The following is a 17431-nucleotide window of genomic DNA, read 5'->3' as shown; positions in this document are numbered from 1 at the left end:
TTAAGAAATATCGCACTTAAGATATAATTCTTTCGGGTTTAAACTTCGTTTCATTCTTTTAACAATTGTTCCAAGTAGGACTACCAACATGATGATTATCATGGAAATTGCCAACACATTTCGATCAAGGTTATATGTTTCAATCAGAAATGTTATGCCATAGATTACCAACATAGTTACAATATATGCGGCGACCCCATACCATCGATCTTGACCTGAAACTGTATCTTTAGCTATCTTTCCATTAGATAAGTCATTACTTCCGTAATATCGATACGCAAACCCCAATAGTGATGAGAGGATAACAACAATCATCGTCCCCTTAACTCTCAGCATCGGTTCTACGTCATAGAGTAATCCAAAACATATCCCAGTGACTATAGTTGATAGCCAAAGTAAGCGATTCATTTGCCACTGATATGCGGAATAGATATCCTCTTTAGAGTGTCCCGCGCTCATAAGGTAAGACTGAATTTCTAATGTTAGACTTTGGGATATAACATGTGTACTTGCTATCATAAGCACAAACGCTGGTATTACAATCGCCATATACAACATTACGAACGAATTTCCATCACGAGACATACTCGAACCTAATCTAAAAACCATCATTAATACTACTATTCCGATACTACTTCCAAAGAGTAAGAATGGATGCATCATACTCAAATATTTTTTCATAATGTACTCTCCTTTCCTTAACCAATGTCGGTATCTAGATAGTTCTGCTCTGCACTCATTCCTCTTCTGATGCCCTTTAATATGCAATAAATGAGATATACAATCGCTACAAACCAAATAATTATCAGCATGGCTTGGTATCCTATGTTTGCATAGCGGAAAATTATTGCAATCAAACCCAGCATTAGAAGTGTAACAACTGAACATCGCTGATTCTGTTGGTCATCACTTGGTGCACTGATAAGATTACCTATTACTGCATTCGCCAATAATAGATGAAAGGCACCTCGCACAATTAACATTGTCACCGCAAGCATGATTCGCTCAAAATTCACCGGTCCGCCATAGGAGAATAGAAGGAGCATACTGTTAAATCCACTTGATATCATTGCAAGCACGTAAATGTATTTGCGTAACTCATCTACAATTTCTTTTTTTGAAAGTCCTGCCCCTACTATGTAATTCTGCATATCTAGCGTCAGTGATCGTTTACGTACACTTTCGCACATCGCATAAACGATAAACGGTGCGACCAAAGCCTGTCCAAGCATTTCAAAAAAAACTCCATGTTCTCCTGCATAACTTGAAGGTATACTTATCAAAACCAAAAGTTGTGTCATCATCGCAACCACAACTGTAAATGGGATGATGAACAAGACACTATAGGGATGACGATTTCGGAGATAAGAGTACATAGAAGATCCCCCCTGTCATTGCGTCGTAAATCGACGTGTTGGTTTTCGTTCTAGAAAGTACATTATTTTCTCTAGAGATAACAGTTCAAGGTTTTCTAGGGAATTATTTATATGTGTATCGATTAATGCTTGAGTTCCAAATTCTTGGCGCCATATATTAATAACACCTTCCGAAGGAACGTTATCAGCATCTCCTTGCCAAAGCTTGAATCGCTCGATAATTTCGATCGGAGCTGCATCAAATTGAATCTGGCCTTCTTTGAAGTAGATGATACGATCTGCAATCCGCTCAAAATCTTCAACATTATTGGTGGCAACCACCACTGTTTTTGATTCATCAATGAGGTAATCCTGAATTCCTGTAATTGTGTCATTTAAGGACGTAGTGTCCAACCCAAGCGTTGGTTCGTCTAAAAGCCAAACATCTGCATTCACTGCTTGAACTGCCGCAAACATTAGCATGCGAGACTGACCTTTTGATAAATCACTTACTTTGATGCTGATTGGTATCTTATAGTTAGCTAACTTCTCATACCAAATTTTTTTATCGTACGTTCGATAGATTACGCTTAACATATCGTGAATTGTATAGGAATTTGATTCACTAGGAAATGGTGTTTTATCCGGCATATATGCCACGGTGTGATTTCTTATATATTCTGAATAAGCGAGACCTTCATATGTAATACTTCCACCATTTGGCTCGAGTATCCCTGCCATGACTTTCAGCGTCGTAGACTTTCCTTTGCCATTTTTTCCTGCAAGTAATACAAGCTCACCCTGATGTATCTCAAGGTTAAGCGGGCCAATTGTAATGGCATCTCTTTCTTTAATTAGTTCATTCAGCTTGATCACGTTGAATTCCTCCTTGCATAAGTTCAACAAAACCTTCTACAGTTATCTTGTCGTACGTCACATTTCTTAGTGCCAAGATATTTTTTGCTTGATCTTGAAATGACTCAATATCAGTAAACATAAGCATTTGACCTTGTTCTACATATGAAACAAAATCAATCATAGAACTCAATTCCCGAACTAGGTGTGTTGAAATAATTGCGGTGGCCTTATGTTCGAATACGTAATCATAGAGATCCTCCATGATTTCTAACCGAGTAGCAGGATCAATTCCAGTCGTGGGTTCATCGAATACAAGTAATTTCGCATTGTGAGATAGTGCAAGTGCCATCAAGAAACGTTGTTGCAATCCATATGACAACGTTTTTATTTTCTTGTCTAATCGCAATTCATATTTCTGCGAGTAAAACTCAAAGGCTGTTTCGTTCCACGTATTTTTATAAACAGATTTCATGATTTTTAGGACTGCATTCCCCGTCAGGCTTTCGTTGAATGGAAATGAATCTGGTATATACGATAAGGTCTCTCTGAAGTCTACGACCTCATCAAACGTCACACTCCCTTGCTTATTATCTCGATTGCCCATAAGCATCTTGATGATTGTAGTTTTTCCAGATCCGTTACCACCAAAGAGACCAAGGATTCCTTGTGGTAATGTAAAAGATACCGGTCCAATTTGACTAAATTGGTATTCTTTTTTTATGTCGTGAACTACAAGCCCTTTATTCATATTTGTTTCCCCCTTTGTTCCAAACCTGATATCGATTTTCTTTCCATTGCATATAAACTCCAGCAATTAGCGCCAAAGTCCCAATTACATAATTACGTGTCATCTGGAGATTCATGGTCTTAATATTGAAGAGATACATAGTAATCACAATAATAGCTACGATTACAAATGTTCCCTCTAGTATTTTTCCTAATGTATCATTTTTTTTAACGTGAGTTTTATACAGACTCATCGATAAAAAGAAATAACCAAAGAAAACGAATAATTGATTAAAAGAATTGAAGTAGTAACTAAATCCGAAGTAAATCCACGGTAGTGCAATTAGGGATGTCATTATGAGCGCAATTACCGCCGAAAATACAGCAGTGCCCAGGATGCGATTACAAAGCGAAATTGGCATTACTGAGTAAAAATCATCACTCGGTGGAGTCATATATATTCCATACAAGATCAACCATTCGCCTGCGCTTGTATAATAGTCTATTAATGATTTTTCCTGCTTAAAGAACAAGGGCACTAAGTGCAATACGTTGATTACTAACACAATGATGACTACTTTTCGCCACTTATGCTTACTTTGAAGTAAATACTGTATTTGTCCGCTCATTATCTTCTCCTCTCTATTGCATAAATTTCGTAAAATTGTTTCTTTTATAGATGTAATAGAATCCATATAGTATTACAGTGATAATAATCCCTGCCCCAAAGATTTCAATACTGTTGAAAATCATACCTAGAAAAGCAAACACGAAGAATGCAACGAAACCAAATGCCACTTCATTTTCACTACTCTTTTTCTTAACACCTGTGATACTAATGTATGAACCTTCAACTAAGGACCAGCCAAAGATTATTCCGGTCATAAAGAATGTGCTTGTTGAGCCATTTCCTGTAAAGGATAGTATTAAAAAAACAAATAATCCTTCTACAAGCGCTATTCCCAGGGTTACCAACGTTCGATCACGTGCCGTTATTGGAAGTGCAAAATAGGATAGTTGTCCTTCTTTTCTAAACAGACGCGTTGTTAGCCCAGAAAATGCAATATAGAATGGAAAATAACTCGCATCATTGTTTCCGCTCATTGTACGTAGAAAGATAAAAATCGAAAGGGTGATACGAATGAGGATTGTTCCCCATCGTTCTCTTATTTGAATATTGAGTTCTCCTACCATAGCTATTCTCCTATCTCTTCCTCTAAAATCCGCAACATTTCATAAACTTCCTTATAATCTATCGCTGCCGTCTTCGCAAGAATTAATGCTTCCTCCAACTTTTGTTGAATTTCTGATAGGTACTTTTCTTGGATAAAATCCTTGTTTTGCTCAGCAACATAGCTTCCTTTTCCAGGAACTGTTCGGATTAGCCCTTCACGTTCTAACTCTTCATATACGCGCTTCGTCGTAATCACACTTACTTTTAACTCTTTCGCTAAATGCCGTATTGAAGGCATCGGCGTTCCTGGAGTCAACGACCCGCTCGCAATCTGGTCACGAATTTGAATCACAATTTGCTCATATATTGGTCTGCTATCGTTATTCTTTATATATATTTGCATGATACCCTCCTTGTATATACATTATATACACAGTATATATACACAGTATATACACACTGTCAATACACGTTATATACAGTTGTGGAAAATATAATAAAAAAACTTACAGCATTGGACGAGCCCATATGTTGTAAGTTTTTCGATTTCTTATGCATTACTACGAATTGTCGCTACTTTCTGAATTAAGTATTCTTGTAACTCCATTGCAGTATCTTTGTTCATTGCAGGTACACCATCAAGCGGGTACTCTTTATCAATCAATTCATATTTATTAACACCCATAGTATGATATGGCAATAATTCAATACGCTCAATATTATTCAACGGTGCAATGTAATCCTCAAGTTCGTCCATGTATTTATAGGTATCATGGAAACCTGGCACAATCACAACCCGAATCCAAATAGGTACATTGTGTGCCTGTGCTTTCTCCAGAAATTGTTGGGTTACCCGAAGTGGCGCACCCGTCATTTCTCGATATTTTTTTTCTTCTAAACCTTTAATGTCATAGAGGATAGTATCGGTAACACTTAAGATATCATCAAATGTATCTGGTCTTCCAAATCCTGATGTATCTAAGCATGTGCTGATACCTTCAGCTTTGCATGCTTTCATGGCTTCGTATAGAAACTCCGGTTGATTGAGAGGTTCTCCACCACAGAATGTTACGCCCCCTTCTTCTCCATAGTAAGGTTTATAACGTTTGAGCTTATCGACTAACTCATCGACTGTGATTGCATCTTTTGGGTCTGTTTTCCACATATCTGGATTGTGGCAGAACAGACAGCGAAGGGGACAACCGGATAAGAACGCAATCGTTCTTATCCCAGGGCCATCCACCATCCCCATTGTTTCAAATTTACGAATGTAGCCTGTGCGACTAGATTGTTTCATGGAAGGTACGGCTGATAACTTCACGTTGTTGTTCTGTCGATAGACGGTTGAAGTTGACTGCGTATCCTGAGACACGGATTGTTAATTGTGGGTATTTTTCTGGATTTTGCATTGCATCTTCCAACAACTCACGGTTCAATACGTTTACATTTAAGTGGTGTGCTTTTTGGTTAAAGTAACCATTCATTACACCAACAAGGTTATTTACACGTTCGTCTTCACTCTTACCTAATACTTGAGGAACGATTGAGAATGTGTTTGAAACACCATCTTCACAAACATCTGCATATGGAATTTTCGCAACAGAGTTCAATGAAGCAAGTGCTCCTGAACTGTCACGTCCATGCATTGGGTTTGCACCCGGTGCAAATGGTTCTCCAGCCTGACGTCCATCAGGTGTTGATCCTGTTTTCTTACCATAAACAACATTAGATGTAATTGTAAGAATTGATAGTGTATGTTTTGCATTGCGAATTAACTCATGTTCTTTGAGGTATCCTGAGAAACGTTCAACGAGGTCGACTGCAATTGCGTCAACTGCATCGTCATCATTTCCGTATTTTGGATAATCACCCTCAACTTCAAAGTCTACCGCAATTCCTTCTTCGTTACGGATTGGTTTAACACTTGCATACTTGATTGCTGAAAGTGAGTCAACTGCAACTGAAAGTCCTGCAATACCAAATGCCATGAGGCGTTCAACGTTTGTATCGTGAAGTGCCATTTGACCTTTTTCATATGCATATTTATCATGCATGTAGTGAATTATGTTCATTGTATCAACATAAACAGCAGCTACTTCTTTTAAGACATCATCATAAACTGCCATAACTTTGTCATAATCTAAGATTTCATCTTTCATTTCCGGAACATTATCAATAACTTTAATACCCTTAACTTCATCACGTCCACCGTTCATTGAGTAGAGTAAAGCTTTTGCTAAGTTTGTACGTGCGCCAAAGTATTGCATTTGTTTTCCAATTTCCATAGCTGAAACACAGCATGCAATTCCGTAATCATCGCCAAAGTTTGGACGCATAATGTCGTCATTTTCATATTGGATTGCTCCAGTTTCGATTGACATTTTTGCACAGTAACGTTTGAATCCGATTGGTAAATCTTCTGACCAAAGCACAGTCATATTTGGCTCTGGTGCTGGTCCTAAGTTTGTAAGTGTGTGTAAGTAACGGAATGAGTTTTTAGTTACAAGTGTGCGACCATCTTGACCCATACCACCAATTGATTCAGTAACCCATGTTGGATCACCTGCAAATAAGTCATCGTATTCTGGTGTACGTAAGTGACGAGCCAAACGTAGTTTCATAATAAATTGATCAATGTATGCTTGTGCTTCCATCTCTGTAATTTCGCCTGCAGCGATATCACGTTCGATATAGATATCTAAGAATGAAGAAGTACGTCCAAGTGACATCGCAGCACCGTTGTTTTCTTTGATTGCTGCTAGGTATGCAAAATAAGTCCATTGAATCGCTTCTTTTGCGTTAACAGCTGGTTGGCTAATATCGAAACCATATTTTGAAGCCATTGATTTAATCTCTGCTAATGCACGAATTTGTTCGTTTACTTCCTCACGTAATTGGATGCCTTCTGCATTAATTTTACGAATCTTAGCTAAGTCTTTTTTCTTCTCAGCAATTAAGAAGTCAATACCATAAAGAGCTACACGACGGTAGTCACCAATGATACGACCACGTCCGTATGCATCAGGAAGACCTGTAAGTAATCCTGTAGTACGGTATTTACGAATTTCTGGAGTATATGCATCAAATACACCTGCATTATGTGTTTTTGTATAATTATGCCAGAAATGGCTTGTTTGATCATCAAGTTTGCGGCCATAGATATCTAGGATATTGTCCACCAAACGGATTCCACCATAAGGGTTGATAATACGTTTTAAAGGAGCATCTGTTTGAAGTCCGACAATTTCTTCGTCTTCTTTGATGATGTAACCAGGACCAAAGTTGTCGATTCCTGACATTTCGTTCATTTCGATGTCAAGTACGCGAACTTTAACCTCTTCTTTTAACAGCTCTAAACTCTTATTCCATAAACGATCTGTATTATCGCTAATTGGTGCTAAGAATTTGTCATCGCCTTCATATGGTGTAACGTTTTGTTGAATGAAGTCTCTAACATTAATTTCCTCTTGCCATGAACCTGGCTTAAATCCGTTCCATGCTTTTGTCATAGTAACATCTCCTTTGTTTCTACCCCTATCTTACCAAAGGAATAATGGGTTTTTCGTGTGTTGATGATTATTTTTTATCATTTTCGTATTTTTGATAATCAGACATCAAATCTATGTTTGATTTACACGCATTTGATAATAAAGTTTATATTTTCACAATGTTTCTTTCAAAAGGCGGTGATACCGCTTCACAACTGGATATTACCGCCTCTATGCAATCCACTTGTATATCTAAATCACAAACTTTAGCATATTGGGTTATGTTGTCACAGATAGCGTTTTCTTATATAATAAGAGCACATGAATGGAGGTAGTGTCGATGTCTGTTGACGCCCGAAAATATTTAGAAACTTTTATTCCAATGATCGATTTTTTAGCTGAGTTATTAGGAAAAAATTCAGAGATCGTATTACACGATCTTACCAACCTCGACTCATCGGTTGTTGCTATTCGCAATAATTACATTACAAAACGTGAAATTGGTGCTCCAGCGACAGATTATGTGTTGCGTGCCCTGAAAGCAGGTATTAATGATACTGTCGACTACACGATCCACTATCGTGAAGTCAGCAATCGCGAACACAAACAATTACGGTCTGCATCTTATTACTTGCGTAAAGACGGTGAGTTGTTTGGTATGATATGTGTAAATACTGATGAAGCTGTGTTCAAACAATTAAATCAGAGTATGGACGCTATTGAATTACTGCTTCGTACATACAAGCAACACCAACCTGAAGAACAATCCGCAATCCCCGAATCATTCTCACGCTCAATTGAAGAAATGGCCGAGAACACAGTTCTTGAGTTATCAGTAGCAAAAGGTATTCCCGTTGACAAATTTAAACAGGATGATAAATTTGAAACTATCGAAGTTCTTTATGATAGTGGCTTCTTCTTGTTAAAAGGTGCGGTTCCAGAAATTGCGCGCATACTTAAAATATCTGAGCCCACAGTCTACCGTTACCTACAAAACGTTAAGGCTAAAGACCAGTAAGCACAAAGGCACTCAATGAGTGCCTTTTCATTTATCCAATCATAACGATTACAATTCGTAAAATGTACACAATGCATGTAAAAATCATCAGGATAACACTTATTGAATTCGCCAAATACTTACGCATGCATATTAGTATCATGAAAGTCGCATAGTACAAAGTATGCATTAATACAGTTCTCACTAACATTAATGTTGTCATCACCAATTCATTTAAAATTAGTTGGAGAACGATTAAGACGGCCATGGTTTTTATACTTCTTCGAAAGATTAGAGCTAAATACGCCTCTTCATTCAATCTAATCTTTAGGGATAGTTCCATTTGGACATACTGATACACCGTATCCGCATAGCATAACCCTACGAACAAAATTGCACAAAGTATCACAAGTGTGTCAATTGGTAATTCGGAAATCCCAAAATTAAGCAACTGAAATTGCCGTGCAACTTCTGACGAGAATAGCGTATAGAGACTAATCGAAAGAACGAGCAAATATGATTTATATTTACTAAACTTATATCTCACGAATTTCCCCATATTCTAACTCATACACGGCATCAAAATGAATATTTGATACGCCATCATGGGCACAAATTATACAAGTCTTTTTCGCATCTCGTAGCGACTCAATGATTTCATTAAACACCGCTACGCTTTTTCGATCCAAACCGCGAGTAGGCTCATCTAGCAGTATCAAGTCTTGATTTTCCATGATTGCTTGTATGATTCCAAGTTTTTGACGCATTCCTAAACTGTAACTCTTGACAGGTTTTTTGTTTGATATTTCGAGATCAAACTGTTGCATAAGATCTCGGGTTTTTTCCCAATCAAACGTTCCCGTTAATTCAGCCAAAAATTGTAAGTTGAATAAAGCAGTCTCATGTTCAATGAACATTGGATTTTCAATCAGACCACCAATTTTTTGCGTCTTTTCTACATAAACACTTCCCGAATCAGGTTCAATAAGTTTTGCAATGAGCTTCAAAAGTGTTGATTTCCCAGACCCATTACCACCTCGAATATGAATCAGCGCTCCTTTTTTCACCTCTAAACTTAACCCATCTAATACGATCATTCCTTTAAATGATTTTTTCAAAGACCTAACTGCTACACTTTTTTTCATTGAATTTCCTTTCTTATGTCAATCTAATACCGGACAAAAACTCAACAACTTTTACATTAATATTCGAATAATGAAGCATTAGACTCATCACAATAGGAATCGTAATCACTATTCCTGATACAATCCCTTTGAAAGATATAGAAACGTTAATGATAAGGCACCATAAAAACATACTAATCGCAATCCAGCCTAAGAATATAAATACAAGTTGTTTCTCATATATTCCATCCCAACCAATTATGATAAGTGGGCCAAATCCAGCGACGCAATATAGCATCGTATCTACAACTGCTTGTACCCGTAACGACCGATCCAAAGCATCCTTCCCGATTCGAATTTGAATAGAATCACGCATTCGTTTAATCAGACGTGCGTTGTGGATGAGGTAAATGAAAAACGTTGTTGTCACTAACATAGGAATAATATTGGAACTCATAATAAAGCTTTCTACTTTTAGTTTTTCTTCCACTTTCAAAGTCGTACTGATGTGGGGGTAAAGGGTATACATCGAATAGGACACTGCACACATGTAGATAACAAGGTATCGTGATTTTTTTATTTTAATCCATGATTTACCCATTGAAGCTTCTCCGTTTCAATGTAAAGTGATAGAGAATGTACGACAAAACACCATAGAGTGCCGCAGCTGATAGGAAACTTTGAAGCACATACCCATAGTGTGTCCCCGGCGATAAGATTGAGGATGGCATAATGCTCGATAATATTGCTTTCATCGGTGTTCTCTCACCGATGTTAGGGATCATCGTAACCATAGATGTAAAAGCTGCAATGTATATAAATATACTCAAGAATTTTTGAATTATTGGTACAAAAATATAGACATACGCATTGCGAATGTAATCTGCCATTAGGAATACAAATACAACGTAAATCCCAGTCCCTACCGACGCAAGTATCCAATGTGCCAAAACAATACCTATATTCGCATGATTAATCAATTCTGACATCGTCCATAGTGATTCAATCTGAAACGGTTCCACTGTAAATGGGTTCCACCAATGTACTGCCGCGATGTTTAGAAGTTCAGTTAAAAAACGAATGATACACGCACTCATAAATATCTTTACGATACTACGTCGATACAGATGCTCCCACCCCATTCGTATTGCCATACTCGATACCGCTTGAGAATGAAATATTCCATAGATAGGATACAAAGCAATCCCGATCGTGACCCACATTATTAATGGGTACAAAACAGTTGTCGCACTTTCCTGCAGCACAACGTATTGAAATGGACCATTTCCGGGGTGCGGACTCAGCGAAGACGTCCAAAAACTTACGTTAAAACTAACAGCATTTATAAGAACAAGGATACATCCAATCTTGATGAGTTTGAATCTCATTGGCTTAATCTCCATTTTCATTGATATACTCCGTGTAATCTACGGGTAGAACCAATAGCTAACTTGGTTTGGAAGTGGCTCCCAATTTTCCGACGATATTCTTCCCATATGGTAACTTCCCAACCCTCCAAATGATTCATTATAGTACAGAGTTTGTCTAGTTCCATCTAACAATATGTAGTCTGTGACCGAACGCGTTCCCGTTACAGGACTAACTAGGTCTGCATAAATATTCATGGCAATTGATTGGGTATTTTTTTGAATCCACGCAGTATGCGCATAATTATCTTTTTGTACGCCGCGGGATGTCTCTGACCATTTCCCAAAACGTGGTACACTAACCCATATAAGTGGACTCCATGCTGCACATATAGAACTTGTGCAGAGCATCAGTAAGATTAAAAACAACAATAACTTATTTGTAGATTGTTTCATTATTTTACCTCCTAGTCGAATTATGACATCACCATCCTTGCATAGTTTTATTTAGTCTTCAATCTTCTATGGTTTAGTGGTCGTATTACACGCCCTATCGGTTTTGTTACTTCCATTCAAGCATAAAAAAACCTACATTCATCGTTGAATGTAGGGTCAAAAATTAGTTTTAGATTGTTTCTCGCCAGAATTTAGCGCCCAATGCTTTGAGTTTACTATCAATTTCATCATAGCCACGATCAATGTGATAAATATCATGAATTTCAGTAATACCATCTGCCATCAGACCGGCAATTACCAATGATGCTCCAGCTCGTAAGTCAGTCGCTGTTACTTTATTACCAAATAATGGTGTAACACCTGTAATGGTTGCCTGTGCAGTCCCTACGCTAATTGTAGCACCCATACGTTGGAGTTCTGCCGTATGTTTGAAACGTTCCGCATAGATTGTTTCTTTAACGGTTGAAGCCCCTTCCGCACGCGTCAGCAGCGTTGTCATTGGTTGTTGAAGATCTGTAGCAAAGCCTGGATACGTTTGCGTCGTAAAATCTACAGCCTTCAACTCTTCTGATTTCAAGATACGAATTGAATCAACACCAATTTCCATATTGACTCCCATCTCAATTAATTTAGACGTCAACGCTTCGACATGTAATGGGATAATGTTTTCAATGGTCACATCATCAGCCATTGCAGCTGCCATAATAATGTAAGTCCCAGCTTCAATACGATCAGGGATAATATCATGAGGTTTTCCACTCAATGAAGTAACACCTTCAATGGTGATTTCATTAGTACCTGCACCACGAATGTTTGCACCCATTTTAGTCAAAAAGTTTGCGAGATCAATAATTTCTGGTTCTTTCGCAGCATTTTCAATCACTGTTCGACCTTCCGCTAATACAGCCGCAAGCATGATATTAATTGTCGCTCCCACTGATGCAAAATCAAGATAGATTTTAGCACCAACAAGATGGTCTGCTTTTATCGTGTAGTATCCTTGAGAATAATCAACCGTTGCTCCCAAAGCCTCAAATCCTTTTAAATGTAAGTCAAATGGACGTGGTCCTAAATAGCATCCCCCTGGCATAATCATTCGCACTGATTTAAACTTGCCAAGCAATGCTCCCATAAAGTAATACGATGCACGTAAGCGTGTGACTGCATCAATATCCAAGTCAACATTTTTCATATTTGAAGTGTTAATTTTATAATGGCCAGACTCCGGAGATTCAACTGATACTCCCAATGATTCAAGAATCTCAGTCAATGATTCAACATCTGAAATGTTTGGAACCCCATAGATATTGACATCACTGTTATCCGCTAAGATTGCTGCAGGTATTAAAGCGACCGTTGCATTCTTTGCCCCACCAATTGTTACTTTTCCGTTTAGACGTTTTCCACCTTCGATTTTAATAATTTCTACCATTTGTACAACTCCTTTAGTCATAGTAATTATACCCCAAATGGTCAAACAATTATAGTCTAAGCACCGCATATAAAAAGAGTCTTTTGTGAAGACTCTTATTTTACTGGCTTATGGCGCGCTGCAAGTGTGTAAGCAAGACCCACTAAGACACCACCACCGATAATATTACCAAGATATGCGAATGTAAAGTTGAAGATAAACCCTCCAATTGATACACCACCCATTACATTACTTGCAAGGAGCAAGAAAATGTTCGCAACACTATGTTGGAATCCAAGTAATGCAAACAACATAACCGGGAACCAAATACAGAAGATTTTAGCACTCATATCTTTAACCCCAACGCTCATCCACGATGCGAACCCAACAAACCAGTTACACATCACGCCTGAGATAAAGATTTGAAATGCAGTATAGTGCATTTTTCCTTCCGCAATCGTATGCAGCTGATCCACATACGGGTTAAGCATACCTAGAATTTGTACACCAACTAAAACCACAAATAATGAACCTAAGAAGTTCCCAAGCGTTACAACTGCCCAGTTTCCTAAGAGTTCTTTAATTGACACTTCTTTGTTAAAGAGCGCAGTGGAAACAATTGTCATATTTGATGTAATCAGTTCTCCTCCAGCTACTAGAATCACAATGATTCCAACTGGGAAAATTGAAGCACCTATTAATACCCCAACTAATCCCGGGATACGTGCTGTCACGATAATGTAGGTTAAGTAGGCGAACGCAACTAGTGCCCCTGCCAAAAAACCTAAAATTATTTTCGCCATAAATGGTTTATCAACTTTTTTACGGCCCAGTTCAGTTACTTTTTGAACTGTTTCTTCCATTGAATACATATTCTCCTCCAAAAAACTTTCCTTTGATATCTTATCCATGCGGCGCACTTTAATCAAGATGTTTTCATCACAAGACTGTCTTTTTGAGGTATCTTACATTCTTTTTTCGATATTTGTTGTTACTTACGTGAATTTATTCCTTCTTACGCATAAAAAAAGAAACCGCCGAAGCGATTTCTTTAGAAGTTCAATTAAGCTTTGTTAGCTGAACCGAAGATTTCGATTTTTTCTTTAACAGCTTCTTTCATTGCTTCAAATCCTGGAGCTAAAAGTTTACGAGGATCGTAGTTTTTACCTTCAAGGTCTTTACCAGCAACGATGAAGTCGCGAAGTGCTGCAGCGTTAACTAATTGTAATTCTGTGTTAACGTTGATTTTTGAAACACCTAAATCGATAGCTTTTTTGATTTGGTCTTCAGGGATTCCTGAACCACCGTGTAATACTAAAGGAATGCTTCCTGTAGCTTGTTTAATTGCATCTAATGTTTCGAAGCTTAATCCTACCCAGTTTTCTGGATATTTACCGTGGATATTTCCGATACCAGCTGCTAAGAAGTCAATGCCTGTGTCAGCCATTGTTTTACATTCTTGAGGATCAGCTAATTCACCTGTACCGATGATTCCGTCTTCTTCTCCACCGATTGATCCAACTTCTGCTTCAACTGATGCACCTTGTGCATGAGCGATTGCAACGATTTCACGAGTTTTTTCCAAGTTTTCATCGATTGCTAAGTGTGATCCATCGAACATTACAGATGTAAATCCAGCAGCAAGCGCTTCTTTAGCACCTTCAAAGCTACCGTGGTCTAAGTGTAATGCAACAGGAACAGTAATGTTCATTTCTTCCATCATACCTTTAACCATACCTACAACAGTTTTGTAACCTGTCATATATTTTCCAGCACCTTCTGAAACTGCAACCAAGATTGGTGAGTTCATTTCTTGTGCTGTTGAGAGAACTGCTTTTGTCCACTCTAAGTTGTTGATATTGATTGCTGGAACCGCGTAATGTCCATCACGTGCGTTTTCCAGAATTTCTTTTGCTGAAACTAATGCCATAGTTATGCTTCCTCCTAATTTCTCTTCTATTTTACTCTCTTTTTAGAATTTTGCAAAGAGGCTGCCACAAATCCTTTGAATAAAGGATGCGAACGGTTCGGTCTTGACTTAAATTCAGGGTGATATTGTGAAGCAACAAAGTGAATATGGTCTTTCAACTCTACAACTTCAACTAATTGCCCGTCAGGACTCAAGCCACTAAATACGACACCTGCTTTTTCAAATTGTTCACGGTATTTGTTATTAAATTCATAGCGATGGCGGTGACGTTCGAAAATAACATCTGATCCATAAAGTTCACGTGCTTTGGTACCTTCTTGCAATTCACAAGGATAATCACCCAAACGCAACGTTCCACCAAGGTTTGTTTTATGAATTTGATCTTCCATAATATCGATAATTGGGAATTTTGTATCTGGATTAATTTCCGTAGTATGGGCACCATCCATACCTAAAACATTACGGCCAAATTCAATCATCGCAATTTGCATTCCTAAACAAATCCCGAAGTACGGTACATTGTTCTCACGCGCAAAACGAGCAGCTGTAATTTTTCCTTCAACTCCACGTTCACCAAATCCACCCGGAACTAAAATACCATCATACTTCGCAAGCATATCGTCTTTATTTTCCTCAGTGATTGTTGTTGAATCAATCCAGTCAATATTAACGCGACTGCTTACTTCATATCCTGCATGCATTAATGATTCTGCAACTGAAAGATATGCATCTTTTAATTCAACATATTTACCAACCAACGCAATTTTGACATCGTCTTGAAGATGTGATGCGCGATCAATCATTTCATTCCATTCTGTCATATCTGCTTGTGGTAAATCAGTAATGCCAAACTTATGAACAATATACTCATCAAGTCCTTGTTTTTGGAACATCAATGGTAATTCGTATAAATTTTCAACATTACGTGATTCGATAATGGCATTCTCGCGAACATCGCAGAAAAGTGCAATTTTGTTTTTCATATCGCTTGTAAGTGGCTCATCACAACGTGTAACAATAATGTTTGCTTTGATTCCATGTGACATTAGCTCTTTAAAGCTGTGTTGAGTAGGCTTCGTTTTGTACTCTGAACTCGCAGGTACTTTTGGGATTAAAGTTGTGTGGATAAAGACAACATCTTCAGTAGCATTTTCGGCATGAACTTGACGAACCGCTTCAAGGAATGGGAGTGATTCAATATCTCCTACAGTTCCTCCAATTTCGGTGATTACAACATCTGCACCAGACTCTTCAGCCGCTGCATAAATTTTATTTTTAATTTCATCTGTAATATGTGGAATAACTTGTACAGTCGCACCATTATAATCACCACGACGTTCTTTATTAATAACGTTTTGGTATACACGTCCAGTTGTAATGCTTGCATTACGTGTTAATTCCTCATCGATAAATCGTTCATAATGCCCAAGGTCTAAGTCTGTTTCGGCACCATCACGGGTTACAAAAACCTCGCCATGTTGGTATGGTGACATGGTTCCTGGATCAACGTTAATGTACGGATCAAACTTTTGCATAAACACTTTCATACCACGGTTTTTAAGTAAACGTCCTACTGATGCTGCAATGATACCTTTACCGATACCTGATACAACACCACCAGTGACAAAAATATATTTTGTTGTCATATTATCTCCTTCTAAAAAATAAAAAAGCTCCCATCGCTGGAAGCCTACTGCCCTTTATTATTCTATCAAACTCGTTATGGGTATTCAACCATAAAAATCGAGACACTACAAAAAGCCACTTATATAGCGGAAAATTTACACTTAGGGTTTAAAAACCTGCATTCGCTAAAATGCAGGTTTGGGTTATTGTATTAATTACTCGTCGTCTGAAACGCTGAGTTCAATTGGGTAATCTTCAAACTCTTCTTCATAGTCATCATAACCATCAAGAAGATCCGGGTCAATTTGTAAACTTTCAAGGGTATGACGTTCACGAAGGTCCCATTTGTTTCCCTCTAACGAGATGAAACGTGAGTCCATCATTAACGCATTGTAAAACGATGCAACTTTTCTTTTAGCTGCTTCTTCGGGTAGCTTAACTTCTTCTGAAACTTCTGCCCATAATTTTTGGAAAGTAGTTTCTTTCTTTTTCTTTTGTAATTTATCAAATGCAATATCGCTTAACGATTTAGATGCCATAATGTTATACCTCCGGTTCCCACCAACATTCAAACTCAAGTGTGTCAACACGCTGACCTTCTTGGTCTAAATGATACCTAATATAAAATACATTGTTGTCAATCTTCATTTCATCTACACTTACATCAAATACAATTGTTCCATGTTCGTTTTTAACGAGCATTTCTGTCGATTCATCTCGGCGAAATAGACCTTGTGTTAGCCAACTGTCTTGGCGTTTGAGCGAAATTTCATGGTCCGTAATGTCGAGTATCACAACTGCGCCATTTTTTTCGACATAACTAATACGCTTGTACACACCTAAATCTTGTAATGTTGCGTTTTCATCAACTGTCTTTGCATTCGCTTCTCGTGATTTTTGTATAACTGTAATTTTCAAA

General features: G+C 37.9%; 20 protein-coding genes. 1 reads left to right on the top strand and 19 read right to left on the bottom strand.

Annotated features, from left to right (window positions below):
- The 9 genes from GVV20_RS02580 to pflB all read right to left on the bottom strand — a co-directional run bounded on the left by GVV20_RS02580 (position 1) and on the right by pflB (position 7622).
- A complete protein-coding gene (locus GVV20_RS02580; protein ID WP_159740950.1) occupies positions 1–681 on the bottom strand; it encodes a hypothetical protein in 681 nt (226 codons plus the stop codon).
- 17 nt (positions 682–698) lie between these two features.
- Complete coding sequence (locus GVV20_RS02575) at positions 699–1376, bottom strand: hypothetical protein (protein WP_159740952.1); 678 nt, start codon at positions 1374–1376, stop codon at positions 699–701.
- A gap of 15 nt (positions 1377–1391) precedes the next feature.
- Positions 1392–2231, bottom strand: a complete 840-nt coding sequence (locus GVV20_RS02570; RefSeq protein WP_159740954.1) for an ATP-binding cassette domain-containing protein — start codon at positions 2229–2231, stop codon at positions 1392–1394.
- Complete coding sequence (locus GVV20_RS02565; RefSeq protein WP_159740956.1) at positions 2215–2961, bottom strand: ATP-binding cassette domain-containing protein; 747 nt, start codon at positions 2959–2961, stop codon at positions 2215–2217. Before GVV20_RS02565 ends, GVV20_RS02570 begins: the two co-directional genes overlap by 17 nt.
- Positions 2954–3568 carry a hypothetical protein gene (locus tag GVV20_RS02560; protein ID WP_159740957.1) on the bottom strand — a complete coding sequence of 205 codons (615 nt, stop codon included), beginning with the start codon at positions 3566–3568 and terminating at the stop codon, positions 2954–2956. The genes GVV20_RS02565 and GVV20_RS02560 overlap by 8 nt, the downstream gene beginning before the upstream one ends.
- 13 nt (positions 3569–3581) lie before the next feature.
- Positions 3582–4133, bottom strand: coding sequence for a hypothetical protein (locus tag GVV20_RS02555; protein WP_159740958.1), 552 nt, complete (start codon positions 4131–4133; stop codon positions 3582–3584).
- 2 nt (positions 4134–4135) lie between these two features.
- Positions 4136–4516: a GntR family transcriptional regulator gene (locus GVV20_RS02550; protein ID WP_159740960.1), complete on the bottom strand. Its 381-nt coding sequence runs from the start codon at positions 4514–4516 to the stop codon at positions 4136–4138.
- A 147-nt stretch (positions 4517–4663) separates the two neighbouring features.
- Positions 4664–5410, bottom strand: coding sequence for a pyruvate formate-lyase-activating protein (gene pflA, locus GVV20_RS02545; protein WP_159740962.1), 747 nt, complete (start codon positions 5408–5410; stop codon positions 4664–4666).
- Positions 5397–7622, bottom strand: a complete 2226-nt coding sequence (gene pflB / locus GVV20_RS02540) for a formate C-acetyltransferase (RefSeq protein WP_159740964.1) — start codon at positions 7620–7622, stop codon at positions 5397–5399. Before pflB ends, pflA begins: the two co-directional genes overlap by 14 nt.
- A 319-nt stretch (positions 7623–7941) precedes the next feature.
- Here pflB and GVV20_RS02535 point away from each other — a divergent pair, with 319 nt between their 5' ends.
- Entirely contained in the window at positions 7942–8619 is a 678-nt protein-coding gene (locus GVV20_RS02535; RefSeq protein WP_159649978.1) for a helix-turn-helix transcriptional regulator, read from the top strand.
- A 515-nt stretch (positions 8620–9134) separates the two neighbouring features.
- Here GVV20_RS02535 and GVV20_RS02530 read toward each other — a convergent pair.
- From GVV20_RS02530 to GVV20_RS02485, 10 genes are all read right to left on the bottom strand, one after another.
- Positions 9135–9743 carry an ATP-binding cassette domain-containing protein gene (locus GVV20_RS02530; protein WP_159740966.1) on the bottom strand — a complete coding sequence of 203 codons (609 nt, stop codon included), beginning with the start codon at positions 9741–9743 and terminating at the stop codon, positions 9135–9137.
- 13 nt (positions 9744–9756) lie between these two features.
- On the bottom strand, positions 9757–10323 hold the full coding sequence (locus GVV20_RS02525; protein WP_159740968.1) for a hypothetical protein: 567 nt from the start codon (positions 10321–10323) through the stop codon (positions 9757–9759).
- Positions 10316–11110 carry a hypothetical protein gene (locus GVV20_RS02520; RefSeq protein WP_159740969.1) on the bottom strand — a complete coding sequence of 265 codons (795 nt, stop codon included), beginning with the start codon at positions 11108–11110 and terminating at the stop codon, positions 10316–10318. The genes GVV20_RS02525 and GVV20_RS02520 overlap by 8 nt, the downstream gene beginning before the upstream one ends.
- A 39-nt stretch (positions 11111–11149) precedes the next feature.
- Complete coding sequence (locus GVV20_RS02515) at positions 11150–11545, bottom strand: hypothetical protein (RefSeq protein ID WP_159740970.1); 396 nt, start codon at positions 11543–11545, stop codon at positions 11150–11152.
- Between the two features lie 169 nt (positions 11546–11714).
- Positions 11715–12977 carry a UDP-N-acetylglucosamine 1-carboxyvinyltransferase gene (murA, locus tag GVV20_RS02510; RefSeq protein ID WP_159740971.1) on the bottom strand — a complete coding sequence of 421 codons (1263 nt, stop codon included), beginning with the start codon at positions 12975–12977 and terminating at the stop codon, positions 11715–11717.
- 95 nt (positions 12978–13072) lie between these two features.
- Positions 13073–13828, bottom strand: a complete 756-nt coding sequence (locus tag GVV20_RS02505) for a formate/nitrite transporter family protein (protein WP_159740972.1) — start codon at positions 13826–13828, stop codon at positions 13073–13075.
- A 191-nt stretch (positions 13829–14019) separates the two neighbouring features.
- Positions 14020–14886 carry a class II fructose-1,6-bisphosphate aldolase gene (fba, locus tag GVV20_RS02500; protein ID WP_159638540.1) on the bottom strand — a complete coding sequence of 289 codons (867 nt, stop codon included), beginning with the start codon at positions 14884–14886 and terminating at the stop codon, positions 14020–14022.
- Positions 14887–14912: 26 nt separating this feature from the next.
- Positions 14913–16532, bottom strand: a complete 1620-nt coding sequence (gene pyrG / locus GVV20_RS02495; protein ID WP_159645081.1) for a CTP synthase — start codon at positions 16530–16532, stop codon at positions 14913–14915.
- Between the two features lie 195 nt (positions 16533–16727).
- A complete protein-coding gene (gene rpoE / locus GVV20_RS02490; protein WP_159741524.1) occupies positions 16728–17051 on the bottom strand; it encodes a DNA-directed RNA polymerase subunit delta in 324 nt (107 codons plus the stop codon).
- A gap of 4 nt (positions 17052–17055) precedes the next feature.
- Complete coding sequence (locus tag GVV20_RS02485) at positions 17056–17430, bottom strand: DUF1934 family protein (RefSeq protein ID WP_159638546.1); 375 nt, start codon at positions 17428–17430, stop codon at positions 17056–17058.
- Between the last annotated feature and the right edge of the window lies 1 nt (position 17431).

This window comes from Erysipelothrix aquatica (genome assembly GCF_009828775.2).
Lineage (GTDB): Bacteria > Bacillota_I > Bacilli_A > Erysipelotrichales > Erysipelotrichaceae > Erysipelothrix > Erysipelothrix aquatica.
Note: the sequence above shows the minus strand (reverse complement) of the source record. Positions and strands in the feature narration are given on the sequence as shown.